Source organism: Kribbella yunnanensis (genome assembly GCF_039529655.1).
Lineage (GTDB): Bacteria > Actinomycetota > Actinomycetes > Propionibacteriales > Kribbellaceae > Kribbella > Kribbella yunnanensis.
Map to the genome: position 1 here is coordinate 1 of NZ_BAAANF010000009.1, position 18021 is coordinate 18021.

Annotated in this window: 16 protein-coding genes; 12 read left to right on the forward strand and 4 right to left on the reverse strand. The window is 67.8% G+C overall.

Annotated elements, in window-relative coordinates; translation table 11 throughout:
- Window positions 1-160 precede the first annotated feature (160 nt).
- Window positions 161-856 (reverse strand): helix-turn-helix transcriptional regulator, encoded by a 696-nt coding sequence (locus tag ABD231_RS13545; protein WP_344150128.1) that lies wholly within the window; start codon window positions 854-856, stop codon window positions 161-163.
- Between the two features lie 75 nt (window positions 857-931).
- Between ABD231_RS13545 and folE the strand changes: the two genes are divergently transcribed.
- Entirely contained in the window at window positions 932-1543 is a 612-nt protein-coding gene (folE, locus tag ABD231_RS13550) for a GTP cyclohydrolase I FolE (RefSeq protein ID WP_344150130.1), read from the forward strand.
- 27 nt (window positions 1544-1570) lie between these two features.
- On the opposite strand, the gene ABD231_RS13555 is transcribed toward folE, so the two are convergent.
- Entirely contained in the window at window positions 1571-1882 is a 312-nt protein-coding gene (locus ABD231_RS13555) for a hypothetical protein (RefSeq protein ID WP_344150132.1), read from the reverse strand.
- A 225-nt stretch (window positions 1883-2107) separates the two neighbouring features.
- Between ABD231_RS13555 and ABD231_RS13560 the strand changes: the two genes are divergently transcribed.
- Together ABD231_RS13560 and ABD231_RS13565 are read left to right on the forward strand one after the other, a co-directional pair.
- The gene (locus ABD231_RS13560) at window positions 2108-3514 is read left to right on the forward strand and encodes a 3' terminal RNA ribose 2'-O-methyltransferase Hen1 (RefSeq protein ID WP_344150134.1); all 1407 of its coding nucleotides are present in this window, start codon (window positions 2108-2110) and stop codon (window positions 3512-3514) included.
- The gene (locus tag ABD231_RS13565; RefSeq protein ID WP_344150136.1) at window positions 3511-6030 is read left to right on the forward strand and encodes a polynucleotide kinase-phosphatase; all 2520 of its coding nucleotides are present in this window, start codon (window positions 3511-3513) and stop codon (window positions 6028-6030) included. The genes ABD231_RS13560 and ABD231_RS13565 overlap by 4 nt, the downstream gene beginning before the upstream one ends.
- A 658-nt stretch (window positions 6031-6688) precedes the next feature.
- Here the strand turns inward: ABD231_RS13565 and ABD231_RS13570 are convergent.
- Window positions 6689-7282, reverse strand: coding sequence for a TetR/AcrR family transcriptional regulator (locus tag ABD231_RS13570; RefSeq protein WP_344150138.1), 594 nt, complete (start codon window positions 7280-7282; stop codon window positions 6689-6691).
- Window positions 7283-7363: 81 nt separating this feature from the next.
- Between ABD231_RS13570 and ABD231_RS13575 the strand changes: the two genes are divergently transcribed.
- From ABD231_RS13575 to ABD231_RS13615, 9 genes are read left to right on the forward strand one after another with little or no spacing between them, the layout of a single operon-like run.
- Complete coding sequence (locus ABD231_RS13575; protein WP_344150140.1) at window positions 7364-7819, forward strand: ester cyclase; 456 nt, start codon at window positions 7364-7366, stop codon at window positions 7817-7819.
- Window positions 7820-7876: 57 nt separating this feature from the next.
- Window positions 7877-9724: a glycoside hydrolase family 127 protein gene (locus ABD231_RS13580; protein WP_344150142.1), complete on the forward strand. Its 1848-nt coding sequence runs from the start codon at window positions 7877-7879 to the stop codon at window positions 9722-9724.
- On the forward strand, window positions 9721-11415 hold the full coding sequence (locus ABD231_RS13585) for an ABC transporter substrate-binding protein (protein ID WP_344150144.1): 1695 nt from the start codon (window positions 9721-9723) through the stop codon (window positions 11413-11415). The genes ABD231_RS13580 and ABD231_RS13585 overlap by 4 nt, the downstream gene beginning before the upstream one ends.
- Window positions 11416-11421: 6 nt before the next feature.
- Window positions 11422-12381, forward strand: a complete 960-nt coding sequence (locus ABD231_RS13590; RefSeq protein WP_344150146.1) for an ABC transporter permease — start codon at window positions 11422-11424, stop codon at window positions 12379-12381.
- Window positions 12378-13361: an ABC transporter permease gene (locus ABD231_RS13595; RefSeq protein ID WP_344150148.1), complete on the forward strand. Its 984-nt coding sequence runs from the start codon at window positions 12378-12380 to the stop codon at window positions 13359-13361. Before ABD231_RS13590 ends, ABD231_RS13595 begins: the two co-directional genes overlap by 4 nt.
- A complete protein-coding gene (locus ABD231_RS13600) occupies window positions 13358-14161 on the forward strand; it encodes an ABC transporter ATP-binding protein (protein WP_344150150.1) in 804 nt (267 codons plus the stop codon). The genes ABD231_RS13595 and ABD231_RS13600 overlap by 4 nt, the downstream gene beginning before the upstream one ends.
- The gene (locus ABD231_RS13605; protein WP_344150152.1) at window positions 14158-14979 is read left to right on the forward strand and encodes an ATP-binding cassette domain-containing protein; all 822 of its coding nucleotides are present in this window, start codon (window positions 14158-14160) and stop codon (window positions 14977-14979) included. The genes ABD231_RS13600 and ABD231_RS13605 overlap by 4 nt, the downstream gene beginning before the upstream one ends.
- Window positions 14976-16253 carry an alpha/beta fold hydrolase gene (locus ABD231_RS13610; protein ID WP_344150154.1) on the forward strand — a complete coding sequence of 426 codons (1278 nt, stop codon included), beginning with the start codon at window positions 14976-14978 and terminating at the stop codon, window positions 16251-16253. The genes ABD231_RS13605 and ABD231_RS13610 overlap by 4 nt, the downstream gene beginning before the upstream one ends.
- Before the next feature lie 45 nt (window positions 16254-16298).
- Window positions 16299-16985: a GntR family transcriptional regulator gene (locus tag ABD231_RS13615; RefSeq protein WP_344150156.1), complete on the forward strand. Its 687-nt coding sequence runs from the start codon at window positions 16299-16301 to the stop codon at window positions 16983-16985.
- A gap of 8 nt (window positions 16986-16993) precedes the next feature.
- On the opposite strand, the gene ABD231_RS13620 is transcribed toward ABD231_RS13615, so the two are convergent.
- On the reverse strand, window positions 16994-17974 hold the full coding sequence (locus ABD231_RS13620) for a carbohydrate kinase family protein (protein ID WP_344150158.1): 981 nt from the start codon (window positions 17972-17974) through the stop codon (window positions 16994-16996).
- Between the last annotated feature and the right edge of the window lie 47 nt (window positions 17975-18021).

The following is an 18021-nucleotide window of genomic DNA, read 5'->3' on the forward strand; positions in this document are numbered from 1 at the left end:
CTCGATGGGCAACCCCCCAACTCGATGGGCAACCCCCCCCGACTCGATGGGCAACCCCCCAACTCGATAGGCAACCCCCGCTCGCGGGTACGTCGGGTTCGGCCGCCGACTGCCGGATCGCCAGCACCGTCTAATGCGGCGCGGGGCGCGGGTTTCACGCTCAGCGGCTGCGGGTCGGGTCGCGAGGAGGGGAGTTAGTGGGTGGTGGCGGTCCGCCTGTGCCGATGAGGCGGACGCAGCAGTGGTTGGGGGTTGGGGTTAGGCGGGGTTCCAGGGAGCTGCCGGTGGCGGTGGTTAGGCCGGCTAGGAGGTTGAGGTTCATGTGGCAGACGAGGTGGGGGTGGTCGGCGGCCAGGCGGCGGAAGGGGCAGTTGGCGAGGGCGATGTCGTTGCCGTCGGGGCGGGGTTCGAAGCCGTGGCGTTCGAGGATGTCGAGGAGGGGGGCTTCGGTGCGGCCGAGGGTTTCGCCGTACTCGTGGGCTATGCGGTCGAGGGCGGTTCGGGGGGACGTGCCGGTGGACTCGGCGGCTTCGATGGCGGCGGCGAGGAGGCGGCCGGCGACGGCGTACTGGCGTTCGGGGAGGCTGATCTCGATCTCGGTGTCGGATCGGTGGTAGAGCTTGGCGGGGCGGCCGGCGCCGGGGCCGGTGCGGCCGGTACGGCGCTCGAAGCAGAAGGCGAGCAGGCCCTCGTCGGTGAGGCGGTCGAGGTGGAAGGCCGCGGTGGTGCGCGGGAGGCCGAGGGCGGCGGCCGCGTCGTCGCGGCTGACCGGGGTGGGCTGGGCGACGACGTGCTCGTAGAGGCGGCGCCGGGTGGGCTCCTCGAGTACCGCGATGGCCTTCCAGTGGTTGTCCACCGGATGATTCTATCGACAACATCGGTTGGTGAAACAGTATGATGTCTGTTCGTTGAACTCTCAGGGAGTGTGCAGATGGCGATTTCGGCCGATCTCGAAGCGGTGCCCCTCCATATCGTGGCCAGCCGGGCCCAGATCGACCTGCCGGCCGCTGAGCGTGCGGTCGCGGACCTGCTGAAGGCGCTCGGCCGCGACCCACAGAGCTCACACCTGGCCGAGACCCCACGCCGGGTGGCCAACGCGTACGCCGAGATGCTGACGCCGCGCGAGTTCGCGCTGACGACCTTCCCGAACGACGAGGGGTACGACGAGCTCGTGCTCGCCAAGGACATCCCGGTGCAGTCGCTGTGTGAGCACCACCTGCTGCCGTTCCAGGGTGTGGCGCACGTCGGGTACCTGCCGGGGGAGCGGATCCTCGGGCTGTCGAAGCTGGCCCGGGTGGTCGAGTTGTTCGCGCGCGATTTCCAGGTGCAGGAGCGGCTGACCAAGCAGGTCGCCGACTGGCTCCAGGACCATCTGGCGCCGCAGGGTGTCGGGGTCGTGATCGAGGCCGAGCACCAGTGCATGTCGTTGCGTGGCGTGCGCGCGGTCGGTTCGAAGACCGTCACGTCGGCACTGCACGGCATCCTGCGGGACAAGCCCAGCTCCCGGCAGGAGTTCTTCGCGCTGACCGGCCTCACCCCGTAGTCCGGCGGCCAGCCGAAGCCCTTCAGATCAGGCGGACACCGCCTTGTGGGTGAGCCGCCCGGTGGCGAGGATGTGCGCCACCTCGCCGGGCAGCAGGTCGGTGCCAGGGACCGGTTCCATCTCGCTGACGTCCAGCCAGCGCACGACGGTGGCGCCGCAGTGGCCGTGGACGGCGAGGATGGAGTCGAGATCCGGCCAGACGGCCGTGGAGGGGTTGGCGCCGTGCCAGCGCAGCGCCACCGAACCGTCGGTGAAGACACAGCCTTCAGCGACGATGCCGGTCCCGGAGACCCCGCTGATGTCGGTGTAGCGCAGGAGTTCGAAGGTCTGCGGTTTCATAGTCCTTTCCCCGTGATGAGCCCGGAACGGGCGCGGTTGGGCGCTCGCCACAAACCGGGGACAAGAACCGAGTGTCAGCGGGGAAGAACGATCTGTAGCGACTCTGGTGCTGCACAACAAGCTAGAACCAAAGTGCCCGACACGCCAGAGATGATCAGGCGTGTCTCATGCTCCGATCGGTAAAAGGACAACGGCTTTGAACGCTTGACATGATCGAATGGCGCAGTGTTCCTGACGCTGACCACCGACCTGGCCGGATTCGACCTTCCCGCAAGCGATTTCGGGTACTTGTTGCACAAGAATCCCGGACGACCGCAGCGGACCGATATCACCGGTGGCACAGCGCATGTCTTCTACCCCGAGGCCACCGACGAGCGCTGTACGGCGGCCGTGCTGCTCGAGATCGACCCGATCGCCCTGGTCCGGGCCGGCCGCGGAAAATCCTCCGAAGGGTTCACCCTCGGCCAGTACGTGAACGACCGCCCGTACGCCGCCTCCAGCCTGCTCGCGGTCGCGCTCAGCAAGTTCTTCCGGACCGCGATGATCGGCCGCTGCGACGCCCGGCCCGACCTCGCCGCCGCACCGATCCCGCTGCAGATCCACGTGCCGGCGTTGCCGTGCCGTGGCGGCACGGAGCTCGCAGAGCGGATGTTCGCGCCACTCGGCTGGACCGTCGATGCGCGCCCGGTCCCGCTCGACCCGGAGGTCCCGACCTGGGGTGACTCCCGGTACGTCGATCTGCGGCTGACCGGCGTGGTCCGGCTCGCCGACGCACTCAATCACTTGTATGTGATGCTCCCGGTTCTGGACGACGCGAAGCACTACTGGGTCGGCTCCGACGAGGTCGACAAGCTGGTCCGGGCCGGCGCTGGGTGGCTCGGCACACACCCCGAGAAGGACCTGATCTCGCACCGCTATCTCGCACACCGGCGCTACTTGTCCGATGACGCGCTGGAGCGGCTGGCCGAGGCCGACGGCGTCGAGGTGGCCGACGAGGCTCCTGAGTCGGAGGGCCCCGTGTCGCTGGCGGTCGAGCGCCGTACGACGGTTGCCGCCGTACTGCGTGAGCTCGGCGCGCGGCGGATCGTGGACGTGGGGTGTGGTGAGGGCGCGCTCGTGGGGGAGTTGCTGAAGGATCCGATGATCGGCGAACTGATCGGGACCGATGTCTCGGCGCGCGCGTTGATCTCGGCGAAGCGGCGGCTGCGCTACGACGACCTGCCCGACCGGCAACGGGACCGGCTGCGGTTCCTGCAGTCCTCGGTGACGTACGCCGATGAGCGCCTGACCGGTCTGGATGCGGCCGTGTTGATGGAGGTCATCGAGCACGTCGATCCGCCGCGTCTGCCTGCGTTGTCGCACTCGGTTTTCAAGGCTGCGCGTCCGGCCGCGGTTGTCGTGACCACGCCGAACAGCGAGTACAACGTGCGGTTCGAATCCCTGCCGGCGGGCGAGTTCCGGCACCCTGATCACCGGTTCGAGTGGACGCGGTCCGAGTTCCAGACGTGGGCTTCGGGTGTCGGTGAGCGGTATGGGTATGCGGTCGAGTTCCGGCCGGTTGGCCCCGATGACCCCGAGGTTGGTCCGCCGACTCAGCTCGCCCTGTTCCGCCGTACGGAGGTGGCCGCATGATCGACGTACCGGCGCTGTCTCTGGTGGTTCTGGTCGGTGTGAGCGGGTCGGGGAAGTCGACCTTCGCGCGGAAGCATTTCAAGGCGACCGAGGTGATCTCGAGCGACTTCTGCCGTGGTCTGGTCTCGGATGACGAGAACGATCAGGCGGCCACCAAGGACGCCTTCGAGGTGCTGCATTTCATTGCAGGTAAGCGACTTGCGGCCGGTCGGCTGACCGTCATCGACGCGACTAACGTGCAGCCGGAGGCGCGGCGGGAGCTCGTCGCGCTGGCCCGCGAGTACGACGTACTGCCAGTCGCGATCGTGCTCGACCCGCCGGAGCGGGTTGCGGTCGAGCGGAATGAGCAGCGGGCGGATCGGCAGTTCGGTGCGAAGGTGGTGACTCGGCAGCTTGGTCAGTTGAAGCGTGGACTGCGGAGTCTCAAGCGCGAGGGGTTCCGGAAGGTCCACGTGCTGAGCAGTGTCGAGGAGATCAATGCCGTCAGCATCGAACGAACCCGGCTCTTCAACGACCTGAACGATCAGACAGGTCCGTTCGACATCATCGGCGACATCCACGGGTGCCGGCCGGAGCTCGAGCAGCTGCTGACCGACCTCGGCTACACGCTGACCCGGGACTCGTTGGGTCGTTCGGTCGACGCTCAGCACCCGACGCGGCGAGCCGTCTTCGTCGGGGACCTCGTCGACCGCGGTCCGGACAGCCCGGGTGTGCTGCGGCTGGTCATGGGCATGGTTGCTGCAGGCAACGCTTATTGCGTGCCCGGCAACCACGAGGACAAGCTGCTGCGTGCCCTGCAGGGGCGCAACGTCAAGGTCAGCCACGGTCTCGAGACCACGCTGGCGCAGCTCGAGGACGAGTCGGCCGAGTTCCGGGCTGAGGTCGCGACGTTCATCGACGGGCTCATCTCGCACTACGTCTTCGACGACGGCAAGCTCGTTGTCTCGCACGCCGGTCTGGTTGAGCGCATGCACGGTCGCGCCTCCGGCCGAGTCCGTTCCTTCTGTCTGTACGGCGAAACGACGGGGGAGACCGATGAGTTCGGTCTGCCGGTGCGGTATCCGTGGGCGAACGAGTACCGCGGTCGCGCGACCGTCGTTTACGGTCACACGCCGACCCCGGAACCGGAGTGGATCAACAACACGATCTGCCTGGACACCGGCTGCGTCTTCGGTGGGTCGCTGACCGCGCTGCGTTATCCCGAGCGCGAGCTGGTGCAGGTCCAGGCGGCCAAGGAGTACTACGCCCCGGCGAAACCGTTGCATGTGGCATCGGCCCCGGAGCGGGAGCCCGACGTACTGGAACTGACCGATGTCACCGGACGGCGCGTGATCGAGACGTCGTCGCACGGTCGACTGAGTGTCCGCGCCGAGCAGGCCGGGGCGGCGCTGGAGGTGATGAGCCGGTTCGCGATCGACCCGCGGTTCCTGCTCTACCTGCCGCCGACGATGAGCCCGGTCGCGACCTCTCCGTTGCCGGGGTTGCTCGAGCACCCGCTGCAGGCCTTCGAGACGTATCGCGGGCAGGGCGTAACCGAGCTGGTGTGCGAGGAGAAGCACATGGGTTCGCGGGCGATCGTGCTGCTGACGCGGGACGACGATGTTGCCCAGAAGCGCTTTGGCTTGGCCGGTCGTGGAGCGATTCACACGCGCACCGGTCGCTCGTTCTTCGACCCTGCGTTGACCGACGAGCTGCTGTCGCGACTGCGCGCGGTCGCTGTCGAGGCTGGGTTGTTCGAGGAGCTCGACACGTCATGGCTGCTGCTGGATGCCGAGCTGCTGCCGTGGAGCGCGAAGGCCGAAGACCTGCTCCGCAACCAGTACGCCGCCGTCGGTGCGGCCGCCCGTACGTCGTTGCCTGCAGCAACCGCTGCGTTGTCGGCGGCGGTGGATGCCGGTCTGGATGTCGGCGAATTGCTGGCCACGATGACGCAGCGCGCGGTCAACGCCGACCGATTCACCGAGGCGTACCGGCGGTACTGCTGGCCGACCACGGGGCTCGACGGCGTTCGGCTCGCCCCGTTCCAGGTGCTGGCTTCCGAGGGAGCGACGTACCAGGAACGACCGCATGCCTGGCACCTGGGGATCGCGGACCGGATGGTTGCTGCCGGCCCCAACGTGATCACGCCGACCCGGCGGCTGTTCGTTGGTGAGGCTGACTGGGCCGAGGGTGTGGCGTGGTGGGAGGAGCTGACCGGTGCGGGCGGTGAGGGCATGGTCGTGAAACCGGCCGCCAACCTCGTCCGGACCGCGAAGGGTCTCGCGCAACCAGGCCTGAAGGTCCGCGGACCGGAGTACCTGCGCCTGATCTACGGGCCCGACTACACCGAGCCCGCCAACTTCGCCCGCCTCCGCGACCGCAACCTAGGCCACAAACGCTCATTGGCTCTCCGCGAATACGCCCTAGGCATCGAGTCCCTGGAACGAGCCGCCCGAGGTGAACCGTTGTGGCGAATCCACGAATGCGTCTTCGCGGTGTTGGCGCTGGAGTCGGAGCCGGTCGACCCGAGGTTGTGACGGGTGGGCGCACCGCTCGGATGCGGCCGGTCTCGTGCGGCGGTGGTTGCTCGCCGCTGCGGCCGTTTTACAGAGGGAGTGTGGCCGGGGTCGACTATGGCTGAGCTGGATGGCGAGGTCGGCGACCGAGGTGAACGTTGCCTGGGGCTGACGGGCTGTAGTTGCTGCCTGGTAGTGAGGACGCCAACGAGCTGACGGTCGCTCGGGCTCGGGTGCTGGTGGTGGTGATCTGAGGGGATATCCCTCCAGTTGGGGGGTTGCCCATCGAGATTCTCAGTGGGCAACCCCTCAACTCGACAGGCAACCCCGGCTGTGCCGACGACGGACAGGCCCCGAGGGCGGTCGGCTCGGCGGTTCGGGGGGAGGGTTTGCTCCCCAAACCGGTTTGGGGAGGAGCGGTCATCACGTGGGTGAAGGCCGGGGACTCCTACCACCCGATTCGGTGGGGTAGCGCTCCCCGGCGCCGCCGTACAGCACCACTCTTGACGCCAACCTGACCGGCCTTGGCCAGCCGGTATGGGGCACCCAGCAGATGCCGCCGCAGAGCACCGCCAACCCGGTGAGGAGTGGGGGTGTGGTCACCACGTGGTGGGTGGGGACAGGCTATGCCTTGTTCGTGGCCACCACTTGTTGTTCACGGCCCTGGGATTTGGCGGGGTTAGAGGAGTTGGCGGGTTAGGGAGTCGGCTACGAACTGTTGGAATTCGGCTGGGGTCCAGCCGGATTCGTTGACTAGTTCTTGGTAGACGCCGGGGGCGGCCAGGGCTCGGTAGACGGCTTGGGCCTGTTTGAGGGGGATGCGGAGGGCCGGTTGCAGGGACTCGATGATTGCGTCCATGACTTGGTTCCGCCCGGCTAGTTTGGAGCGGAGGAGGGCCTTTGTCTCGGGGCTCTCGTCGGTGGCGGCTTCGAAGATCAGTACGACGTCGAAGCCCGCGGCGTACAAGTTGGTGAGCCAGCCGGCGGCGCCGCGGAGGCGGGCGGTCGGGTCCTCGATCGCGAAGACCTCTTGGGCTCGCTCGAGAGCACCGGCCTCGGCCAGCCAGATGTCGCAGATCAGCGACAGGATCTCGCGCTTGGTGCCGAAGGCCGAATACACCGTGCGGGTCGCGACCCCGGCGTCCTTGGCGATCGCGTCGATGCTGGTCGCCCCGTAGCCCTGGTCGGCGAACAGCCGGCGCGCGGACTGCGCGATCCGGATCCGCGTCTCCTCCGCCTGTACCTGGCGATAGGACTTGACAGCTTCGGCCATGTGGGCACACTATCACTGTGTTCAGTGCAGTGACACTGCATCGAGTGCACAGAGAGTGCATCGAGATTCCCAGGGGGAAAGATGGCTGCGTACAAGACGTTGACGGGTACGGCGAAGGTCGGTCCGCTGGCGGTGCTGGAGCGGATCCTGCACGAGGGATTCGCGACCGGGAACGACGCGATCGTCGACGAGGTGTGTGCGCCGGACATGGTCGAGCACCAGTTCGGGCTGGCCGGCGCCGGCGATGACGCGCGGGCGAACGTGAAGGCGGCGATCCGGCAGGTGCACTCGATCATGCCGGATCTCGTCTACACGCTCGAAGACTCCGTCGTCGTCGGCGATGTGGCGTGGGCGCGGGGCCGGGCCCGGGGGACCGCGACCGGCGGGTTCTTCGGACCGCCGAGCAACGCGCCGATCGACATGGCGCTGTTCGAGATGGCGCGGGTGGTCGACGGGCGGATCGTCGAGCACTGGGGCTGCCCGGACCGATTCGCCCTGCTCGCGCAGACCGGCGTACTGGAGAAGTTGACGGCGTAGGAAAAGGCTTCCCGTTATCGCTTGGCAAGGTGTGACATTGCACCTATGGTTTGTGCAATGTCACACCGTACTGAGCTGCGCACAGAACTGACCGGTGGTCTGCTGCACGCGTGGCAGCGACGGAACCGGGCGGCGACGATCCCGCACGCGATCCGGGAGCTGCGGGCCGCCGGGAACCTCGACAACCTCCGCCGGCTCGCCGATCCGGCCGTCGGCCCGTACCGCGGCCGGTATCCGTTCCTCGACACCGATCTCTACAAGACCGTCGAAGGGCTCGCCTACGAGGCCGGCCGGGACGATGTACCGGCCGGAACGCGCGAGTTCTACTACGAGGTCGTCGGCCTGCTGGAGCAGGCCCAGGCCGACGACGGCTACCTGAACTCGTACTTCCAGGACCCGGACCAGCCGAAGCAGCCGTGGTCGGACCTCGCCTGGGGGCACGAGCTCTACAACCTGGGGCACCTCGTCCAGGCGGCGATAGCGGCGAAGCGGCAGCTCGGGGACAACCGGCTGCTGATCGTCGCCCGCAGATTCGCGGACCTCGTGGTCACCAAGTTCGGCCCGGACGGCGAGCCGGGGATCGACGGTCATCCCGAGGTCGAGATGGCGCTGGTCGAGCTTTATCGAGAAACCGGCCAGCAGGACTACCTGTCCACGGCTGAGCTGTTCGTCGAGCGCCGCGGCCGCGGGAACCTCGTGCGGACGATCTTCCCGGGGGAGTACTTCCAGGACCACGTCCCGTTCCGGGAGATGCCGTCGGTGATCGGGCATGCGGTCCGGATGGCCTACCTCGCGGCCGGGGCGACCGACATCCACCTCGAGACCGGCGATCCGACGATGCTGGCCGCGCTGGAGCGGCTGTGGGACGACATGGTCGCGACCAAGCTCTACCTGACAGGTGGGCTGGGCAGTCGGCACTCCGACGAGGCGATCGGTGACCGATACGAGCTGCCGTCCGAACGCGCGTACACCGAGACCTGCGCGGCGATCGCGCTCATGCAGTGGGCCTGGCGGATGTACCTCGCCACGGGCAAGGCGTCGTACCTCGATGTCTACGAGACCGTGCTCTACAACGCCTACGCCGTGGGTCTGTCGGCGGACGGTACGGCGTTCTTCTACGACAACCCGTTGCAGCGGCGGCCGGATCACGAGCAGCGGTCCGGGGCGGAGAGCGGTGGTGAGCCGCTGCGGCGCGCGTGGTTCGGCTGCCCGTGCTGCCCGCCCAACATCATCCGCTGGATGTCGGAGCTGCAGGACCACCTCGCCACGGCCGCCGAGAACACCTTGACCATCGGCATGTACGCCGACGCGCGGATCAGCACCGGGGAGTTCACGGTCACGGTCGGCACCGACTATCCGTGGGACGGCGAGATCGCGGTCACCGTGGTGGACGCGCCGGCGACCGAGCAGGCGATCGTGCTGCGGATCCCGTCCTGGGCGCAGGACGCGCGGCTCGACGGCGAACCGGTGCCATCGGGATGGGCGACGGTACGGCGTCGTTTCGCCGCCGGTGAGGTCGTCAAGCTTTCGTTGCCGATGGCACCTAGAGCGCATGGGTCGCACCCGTACCTTGACGCGACCCGCGGGGCGATCGCGGTTGCGCGAGGTCCGCTGGTCTATTGCGTCGAGCAACAAGATTCCGCGACACCGGTCGACGACCTGCTGCTGTCGGTGACGGCAGTCCAGGCCGCGACTGCCCGGCGGCAGGACGATCACGTCGTACTCGATCTGACCGCGGCGGCGGCACCGGTTCCGCCGCGTGAGCTTTACCCCGTGCTGACCGGACGGGCCGAGGAGCCCGTCGGCAGCCCGGTACCGGTGACGTTCGTTCCGTACTTCCTGTGGGGCAACCGTGAGGCGTTGGCCATGCGCGTGTGGCTGCGAAGCGAAGGAGAAGGCAGATGAAGAGAACTTCCATGCTGGTGGGGATGGTGGCCTCGGCCGCCCTCGCGCTCACCGCGTGCGGTGGCAACGGGAGTGGGGCCACCGGTGACTCCGGCGGTCCCGGCAGCAAGGCGGCCCAGGGCGGCACGGTGCAGGTCCTCGCGAACGCGGCGTTCTCGCATCTCGACCCGGCGCGCGGCTTCGACGGCGGCGTGAACAACTTCTACCGGTTGATCTATCGGACGCTGACCACCCAGGGCGCCGCAGCCGGTGCCGAGGGCACCAAGATCGTCCCGGACCTGGCGACCGACACTGGCAAGGCGTCCGACGGCGGCAAGACCTGGACCTTCACCCTCAAGGACGGATTGTTCTTCGAGACCGGAGCGCCGATCACTAGCGCCGACGTGAAGTGGGGTGTCTCGCGTGCCTGGGACCCCGAGGTCGGCATCGGGTCGCCGTACGCGAAGCAGCTGATCGACGCGCCGGCGTCGTACCAGGGACCGTACAAGTCGGGTGATCTGCCAACCATCACGACGCCGGATGCGAAGACGGTCGTGTTCCATCTGAAGAAGCCGTTCGCGGACTTCGGCAGTGTCGTCGCGCAGAACACCTTCACCCCGGTGCCGAAGGGGCAGGGCGCCGGGAACCAGCTGGACGGCAAGCCGATCGCGTCCGGTCCCTACAAGGTGTCCGAGTTCAAGCCGGGTGCCACGCTGAAGCTCGTCCGCAACGACAAGTGGGACAAGAAGAGCGACGCGATCCGCAGCGCGAACCCGGACGGGTTCCAGTGGACGTTCGGCCTCGATCCCGCCACGATCGACGAGCGGATGATCGCCGGGCAGGGGACGGACGCCGACGCGATCGCCGGTACTGTCACGGCGGCCAGTGTGGCCCGGATCCAGACTCCGCAGCTCAAGCAGCGGACGATGACGGGCATCAACGGCTGTACGACGTACATGGGTCTCAACACCACGAAGAAGCCGTTCGACAACGTCAAGGTCCGGCAGGCGATCAACCTCGCGGTCAACAAGCAGACGGTCCGGGACGCGGTCGGCGGTTCGGCACTGGCCGATATCGCCACCAGCATTCAGCCGCCGACGGTGGCCGGCCGGGTCGACTACGACCCCTATCCGAGTCCCGACCACAAGGGTGATGTCGAGGCCGCGCGCAAGCTGCTCACCGAGGCCGGCTTCGATGGCGGCTTCCCACTCACGCTCGACATCCGTGCGCAACCGAAGATGCAGGCGATGGCGGTGGCGATCCAGCAGGCCCTCGAGCCGCTGAAGATCGCGGTCAAGATCAACACTATCGACACCGCGACGTACTACGAGGTCATCGGCACGACGTCGCAGCAGCACGACGCGGCGATCACCGGCTGGTGCCCGGACTGGCCGTCCGGCGCGACCTTCCTGCCGCCGCTGTTCGACGGCCGGAACATCACTCCGAAGGGCAACTCGAACCTTGCCCAGCTCAACGACCCGGCGGTGAACGCGAGGATCACCGAGATCGCCGGGCTCACCGACGTGCAGGCGGCCAACGCGGCGTACGGCGAACTGGACAAGCAGGTCATGGCACTCGCGCCGGTCGTGCCGCTGCTGTACGAGAAGGTGCTGATGCTTGTCGGCGGCAACATTGCCGGCGCGTATCTGCACGACGGCTTCTCCGGTGGTATCGACCTGGTGTCGGTCGGTCTCCGGAACGCGGGGAAGTAGTAGCCGATGACAACGACCCCGACCCTGCTCGAGGTCGAGGAGGTGGGGACCCCGGCGGCGGCCGGTGGGTCCCCGGCCTCGGCCCGGCGGATCCTGCGGATCGTGACCCAGGACAAAGGTGCGCTGGCCTGCGTGCTGTTCCTGGCGATCGTGGTCCTGATGGCAGTGGCCGCTCCGCTGATCACCAAGCTCAGCGGCTGGGGCCCGTACGCGTTCGACTCGGCCGCGATCGACTCCAGCCTCGGCGGCGTGCCGCGCGGCGCGCTGGGCGGGATCAGCGGCGAGCACTGGTTCGGCGTCGAGCCGCAGAACGGGCGCGATCTGTTCGCGCGGATCGTGTACGGCGCTCGCGTGTCGATCACGATCTCGTTGGCGGCGACTCTGCTGACCGGGATCCTCGGTGTCGTTCTCGGCATGCTGGCCGGGTTCTACCGCGGCTGGGTCGATCAGGTGATCTCGCGGGTGATGGACTTCCTGATGGCGTTCCCGGCCCTGATCTTCATGATCGCGATCCTGTCTTCACTGCCGGCCGGCAACCGCCCGGTGCTGCTGGTGGTGGTGATCAGCGCATTCGGCTGGCCGTACCTGGCGCGGGTGATCCGGGGGCAGACGATGACGCTGGCCGGTCGCGAGTTCGTCGAGGCGGCCCGGGCGTCCGGTGCCAAGGAGCTGCAAGTGGTGTTCCGCGAGATCCTGCCGAACCTGCGCGGTTCGATCGTGGTGATGACGACGCTGGCGATCCCCGGCTACATCGGGACCGAGGCGGGCCTGTCCTTCCTCGGCGTCGGAGTCTCGCCGCCGACCGCGTCGTGGGGCCAGATGATCTCGAGTTCGGTGAGCTGGTACTCGGTCGATCCGATGTTCTTCGCGATCCCGGGCGCGTTCCTGTTCCTGACGGTGCTGTCGCTGACTGTCCTCGGCGACAAGATCCGTACCGCGATCGATCGGGGTGAGGCGCCGTCATGACGCGCTATGTTCTCGCGCGGCTCGGCGGGGTGGTGGTGATCCTGCTGGCCGTCTGTCTGTTCACGTACTTGATCTTCTTCAAGCTCTCGCCGGATCCGGCGGTGATGATCTGCGGCAAGACCTGTACGCCGGAGCGGATCGACTCGATTCGTTCGGTGCTCGGGCTGAACCAGCCGATCCTCACGCAGTTCGGGGAGTTCCTGCGCGGCATCGTGGCCGGGCGCGATTACGGCTCGGTGCACTGCCCGGCGCCTTGTTTGGGCTACAGCTTCCAGACGAACGAGTCGGTCTGGAGCATGCTCACCAGCCGCCTGCCCGTCAGCATCACGGTCGCTGTCGGCGCCGCCGTACTGTGGCTCCTGGCCGGTGTGATCGGCGGTCTCATCAGTGCCGTCAAGCAAGGCACGTGGTGGGATCGGACTGCGATGGCATTGGCGCTCGGTGGGGTGAGCGTGCCGAACTATGTGCTCGCGCTGGTGTTGCAGTACGTGCTGGTGGTCAAGCTCCAGGTACTGCCGTTTCCTTCGGCTCCGGCGTTCGGTGACGATCCCGTGCTGTGGTTCGAGTCGTACCTGATGCCCTGGGTCGTGCTGGCCGTCGGCTACGCCTGTCTGTATGCGCGGCTGACCCGGAGCAATGTGATCGACACCTTGTCCGAGAACTACTACCGGACCGCGCGGGCCAAGGGACTGGGCGGCGGGCTCATCCTGCGCAGGCACGCACTGCGCCCGGCACTGACGCCGATCGCCACGATCTTCGGGATGGACTTCGCCGGGCTCCTCGGCGGTGCGCTGATCACCGAGACCGTGTTCGGGCTGAACGGGATCGGCAAGCTGGCCGCCGACTCGATCGCCAAGAACGATCAGCCGGTGATCATGGCGGTGACTCTGCTGGCCGCCTTCTTCGTTGTCATCGGCAACGTGGTGGTCGACCTCGTGTACACCGCATTGGATCCGCGCGTTCGGCTGGTGCCGGCATGAGCGATGAATTGTTCGTGGTGGAGGATCTGACCGTCACGCTGCCGACCGGACGTGGTCCGGTCGACGTGGTGAAGAACGTGTCGTTCACCGTCGGCCGCGACGAGACGCTGGGCATCGTCGGCGAGTCCGGGTCCGGCAAGTCGATGACGGCCCTCGCCGTACTCGGGTTGCTGCCGAGAGGCGCCCGTACGACGGGCAGCGTGCGACTGAACGGGACCGAGCTGCTCGGTCGTTCGGATCGCGAGTTGCGGCCGATCCGCGGGAACGCGATCTCGATGGTGTTCCAGGACCCGCTGTCGTCGCTGAACCCGTACTACACGGTCGGACTGCAGATCGAGGAGATGTACCGGACGCATCGCGGCGGCTCGCGGAAGGCGGCCCGGCAGGTGGTGGTCGAGGCGCTGGAGCGGGTCCGGATCCCCGATGCAGGCCGGCGGATCGACCAGTACCCGCACCAGTTTTCTGGTGGCATGCGGCAACGAGTGATGATCGCGATGGCGTTGTGCTGTTCGCCGTCGCTGCTGATCGCCGACGAGCCGACGACCGCGCTGGATGTGACCGTGCAGGCGCAGATCCTTGAGCTGCTGGCCGAACTGCAGGCGACCACCGGGACCGGGATGATCTTCATCACCCATGACCTGGCGGTGATCAGCTCGATCGCGCAGCGGGTGCTGGTGATGCGCTCCGGTGATCCGGTCGAGTACGGAACGGCCGAGCAGGTGTTCTCGGATCCGCAGCACGACTACACGCGGATGCTGCTGGACGCCGTACCCAGGATCGACGACGAGGTTGCGTCATGACGTTGCTGCAGGTGCAGGGATTGGTCAAGGAGTTCAGTACCCCGGGAGCGCTCGGGCGAAAGTCGACGTTCACGGCGGTGGACGACGTGAGTTTCGACGTCGGCCTCGGCGAGACGCTCGCGATCGTGGGGGAGTCGGGCAGCGGGAAGTCGACCACCGCGCGGATCGCGGCCCGGCTGCTGGAGCCGACCCGGGGGACGGTGGTGTTCGACGGCCAGGACGTGACCCGGGCCCGCGGCAAGGACCTCGCGCGGTTCCGGAACGACGTACAGGTGGTGTTTCAGGATCCGTTCTCGTCGTTGAATCCGCGGTACACCGTGGAGCGGATCATCACCGCGCCACTGGCCTACCAGGGGATCAAGCCGGCCGCGGGATACCGGGCGGCCGCGCAGGAGCTGATGGAACGGGTCGGACTGAACCCGGACCACTGCCGGCGCTACCCGGCCCAGTTCTCCGGCGGCCAGGCGCAGCGGATCGGGATTGCCCGGGCGCTGGCGGTGAACCCGCGGCTGGTGATCTGCGACGAAGCGGTGTCGGCGCTCGACGTGTCGATCCAGGCGCAGGTCCTGGAACTGCTGATGCGGCTCCAGGCCGAGAGCGGGTTCAGCTACATTTTCATCGCGCACGATCTGGCAGTGGTCCGGCAGATCTGCCATCGGGTGGCCGTGATGAACCAGGGCCGGATCGTCGAACTCGGCACCCGCGAACAGGTCTTCGGCGATCCTCAGGACGACTACACGAGAACCCTGCTGGCCGCCGTACCGCGGATCAATCCGGAGTGGGACGCCAAGCGCCGGCAGCGAAAGGTCGCGTCATGATCAGCTACACAATTCCCGATCTGCATGTCCGCGAGCACACGGTCGAGGTCCCGCTGGACTGGTCCGACCCGGCCTCGGAGTCGATCACCGTCTTCGCGCGCGAACTCGTCGATCCGATGCGCAAGGACGAGGACCTGCCGTGTCTGCTGTTCCTGCAGGGCGGACCTGGTGGGAAGAGCCCGCGGCCGGCCGGCTCGGTTCCGTGGATCGCGCAGGCCCTGAAGACGTTCCGGGTGATCCTGATGGATCAGCGCGGAACCGGTCGCAGTACGCCGGTCAGCGGTCGGCGGATGGCGTCGATGTCGGCCGAGGAGGGGGCTGACTATCTGGCGTGCTTCCTGGCCGACTCGATCGTCGCGGACGCCGAGCACTTGCGGAAGACGGTCTTCGGGGGTCGTCGGTGGTCGACGCTCGGTCAGAGCTATGGCGGGTTCCTGACTCTGACTTATCTGTCTGCTGCGCCGGAAGGGCTGGCTGCCTGCTACGTGACCGGGGGACTGCCCGGGCTGGAGCCGTCCGCGGCTGAGGTGTACCGGCGGACCTATCCCCGGGTGGCCGCGCGCACGCGGTCGTACTACGCGCGGTACCCGCACGATGTCGAGCAGATCGGCCGGATCGCGGACCGGCTCGCGGGCGACGACGTGCGGCTCGTCGACGGGGACCGGCTGACGGTACGGCGGTTCCAGTCGATCGGCATCGATTTCGGCATGAAGCCGGGGCTGGAGCGGATCCACTGGCTGGTCGACGAAGCGTTCGACGGCGACGAGCTGTCCGACACGTTCCTCGAGCAGGTGCGCGCGCTCACGTCGTACCGGACGGGACCGCTGTTCGCGGCGCTGCAGGAGAGCATCTACGGCTCCGGATCCGGCGCGGCCAGGTGGGCGGCCGAGGCGGAGCGGGCGCTGCGTCCGGAGTTTGCGGAGGATGCTCGGCCGCTGCTGCTGACTGGCGAGATGATGTATCCCTGGATGTTCGCTGAGATCCAGGGGTTGCGCCCGTTCCAGGGGGCGGTGGAGGTGCTCGCGCAGCGGTCGCATTGGCCGCAGCTGTACGACGTCGAGCGGCTCGCGGCGAACGACGTACCGGTCGCTGCGGCGGTGTACTTCGACGACATGTACGTCGATTCCGGGCTGCAGCTGGACACCGCACGACGGGTCGGCAATGTGCAGGCGTGGGTCACGAACGAGCACGAGCACGACGGCCTTGGCTCCGATCGCGTGTTTGAGCGGCTGACCGAGCTAGTCCGGTCTGTCGGGGGTGGCGTCGCGGGGTGACGGCGGGGGTGCAGGACAATGGCCGGTGACCCCAGGGAGGTGGAGATGGCTGCCGATTCGATCGGGCCGCTGCCGAGTGTCCGGCGGCTGGACCAGCGCGAGAACCTGCGCGACAGCGTTGCGAACGCGCTGCGGGCAGCCGTCATCTCCGGTGAGCTGGAGCCGGGCGAGGTGTACTCCGCGCCGATGCTCGGGGCGCGCTTCGGGGTCTCCGCGACACCGGTCCGCGAGGCGATGCTGGACCTGGTCCGGGAGGGCCTGGTCATCTCGCTGCGGAACAAAGGCTTCCGGGTCACCGAGGTGTCCGAGGAGGACCTGGACAACCTGGCGGCACTCCGGCAGCTGATCGAGCCGCCGACGATGCGCGACGTCGTACCGGTGATTCCCGCCGACGACTTCCCGGAGTTGCGGCGGCTGGCCGATGACATCGTGGTGGCGGCCGAGGCCGGTGACCTGATCGCCTACATCGAGGCGGACCGGGTCTTCCACGTCACGCTGCTCGCGTACTCCGGCAACCAGAAGCTCGTTGACGTCGTCTCCGACCTGCGCTCCCAGACCCGGCTGCTGGGGCTCACCCCGCTCGTCGAGAGCGGGCGCCTGGTCGCGTCGGCCGAGGAGCACCACGAGCTGCTCGAGCTGGTCGAGGCGCGCGACGGCGATGGCGCGGAGCAGTTGATGCGCCGCCACATCGGCCATGTGCGCGGGCTGTGGGCCCGCTCACCGGCCGAGTGACGTCGTGTTCAGGAGAGCTTGAGCGCCTGCTGCGCGGTGTCGGCCGCGTCGGCGCCGTACGCGCTGGACATGCGCTCGAGGAACTGGGCGCGGTCCAGGGTGTACTCCTGGGTGCCGACCTTCTCCAGGACGGTCGTCGCCAGGGTGCAGCCGACCTGGGCGGAGACTTCGTGCTCGAGACCGGCCGCGCGGCCGGTCAGGTAGCCGGCGCGGAAGGCGTCGCCGCCACCGGTCGGGTCGACCAGCGCCGGGGCCGGGACCGCGGGGACCTTGGTGATGATGCCGTCGGCGTTCTCGATCACGACACCGTCGCCACCGTGCGTGGTGACGCGGACTCCTACCTTGCTCAGGATCTCGTCGTGGCTCCAGCCGGTCTTCTGCACCATCAGGCCGGCTTCGTACTCGTTGCTGAACAGGTACGTCGCCCCGTCGATCAGGCGCTGGATGTCCGTCCCGTCCATCCGGGCCAGCTGCTGCGACGGATCCGCGGCGATCGCGATCCCGTGCTGGCGGGCCAGCTCGGTGTGCTTCAGCATGCCCTCGGGGTCGTCGGCGCCGACCAGGACCAGGTCGATCCCGCCCGCGGCCGCGTGGATCGCGCCCAGGTCGAGCTCGCGGGACTCGGCCATTGCGCCGGTGTAGAACGAGGCGATCTGGTTCGCGTCCAGGTCCGTCGTACAGGTGAACCGGGCGGTGTGTACGTTCTCGCAGACACGCACGTGCGACACGTCGACACCGGCCTCGGTGAGCGCGGCGCCGTACTCGGCGAAGTCCGCACCGACCGAGCCGAGGAGCAGCGACGGGCGGCCGAGCTGAGCCATCCCGTAACAGATGTTCGCCGCGACGCCGCCGCGGTGCACGACCAGCTCGTCGACCAGGAACGACAAGGAGACCTTGTGCATCTGCTCCTCGAGGAACTGGTCCTTGAACCGGCCCGGGAACGTCATCAGGATGTCGGTCGCGATCGATCCGGCGACGGCGATCTGCATGCGGGGTGCTCCTCGGGTGGGGTGCTTGTGCGGCCTTTGGACAACCC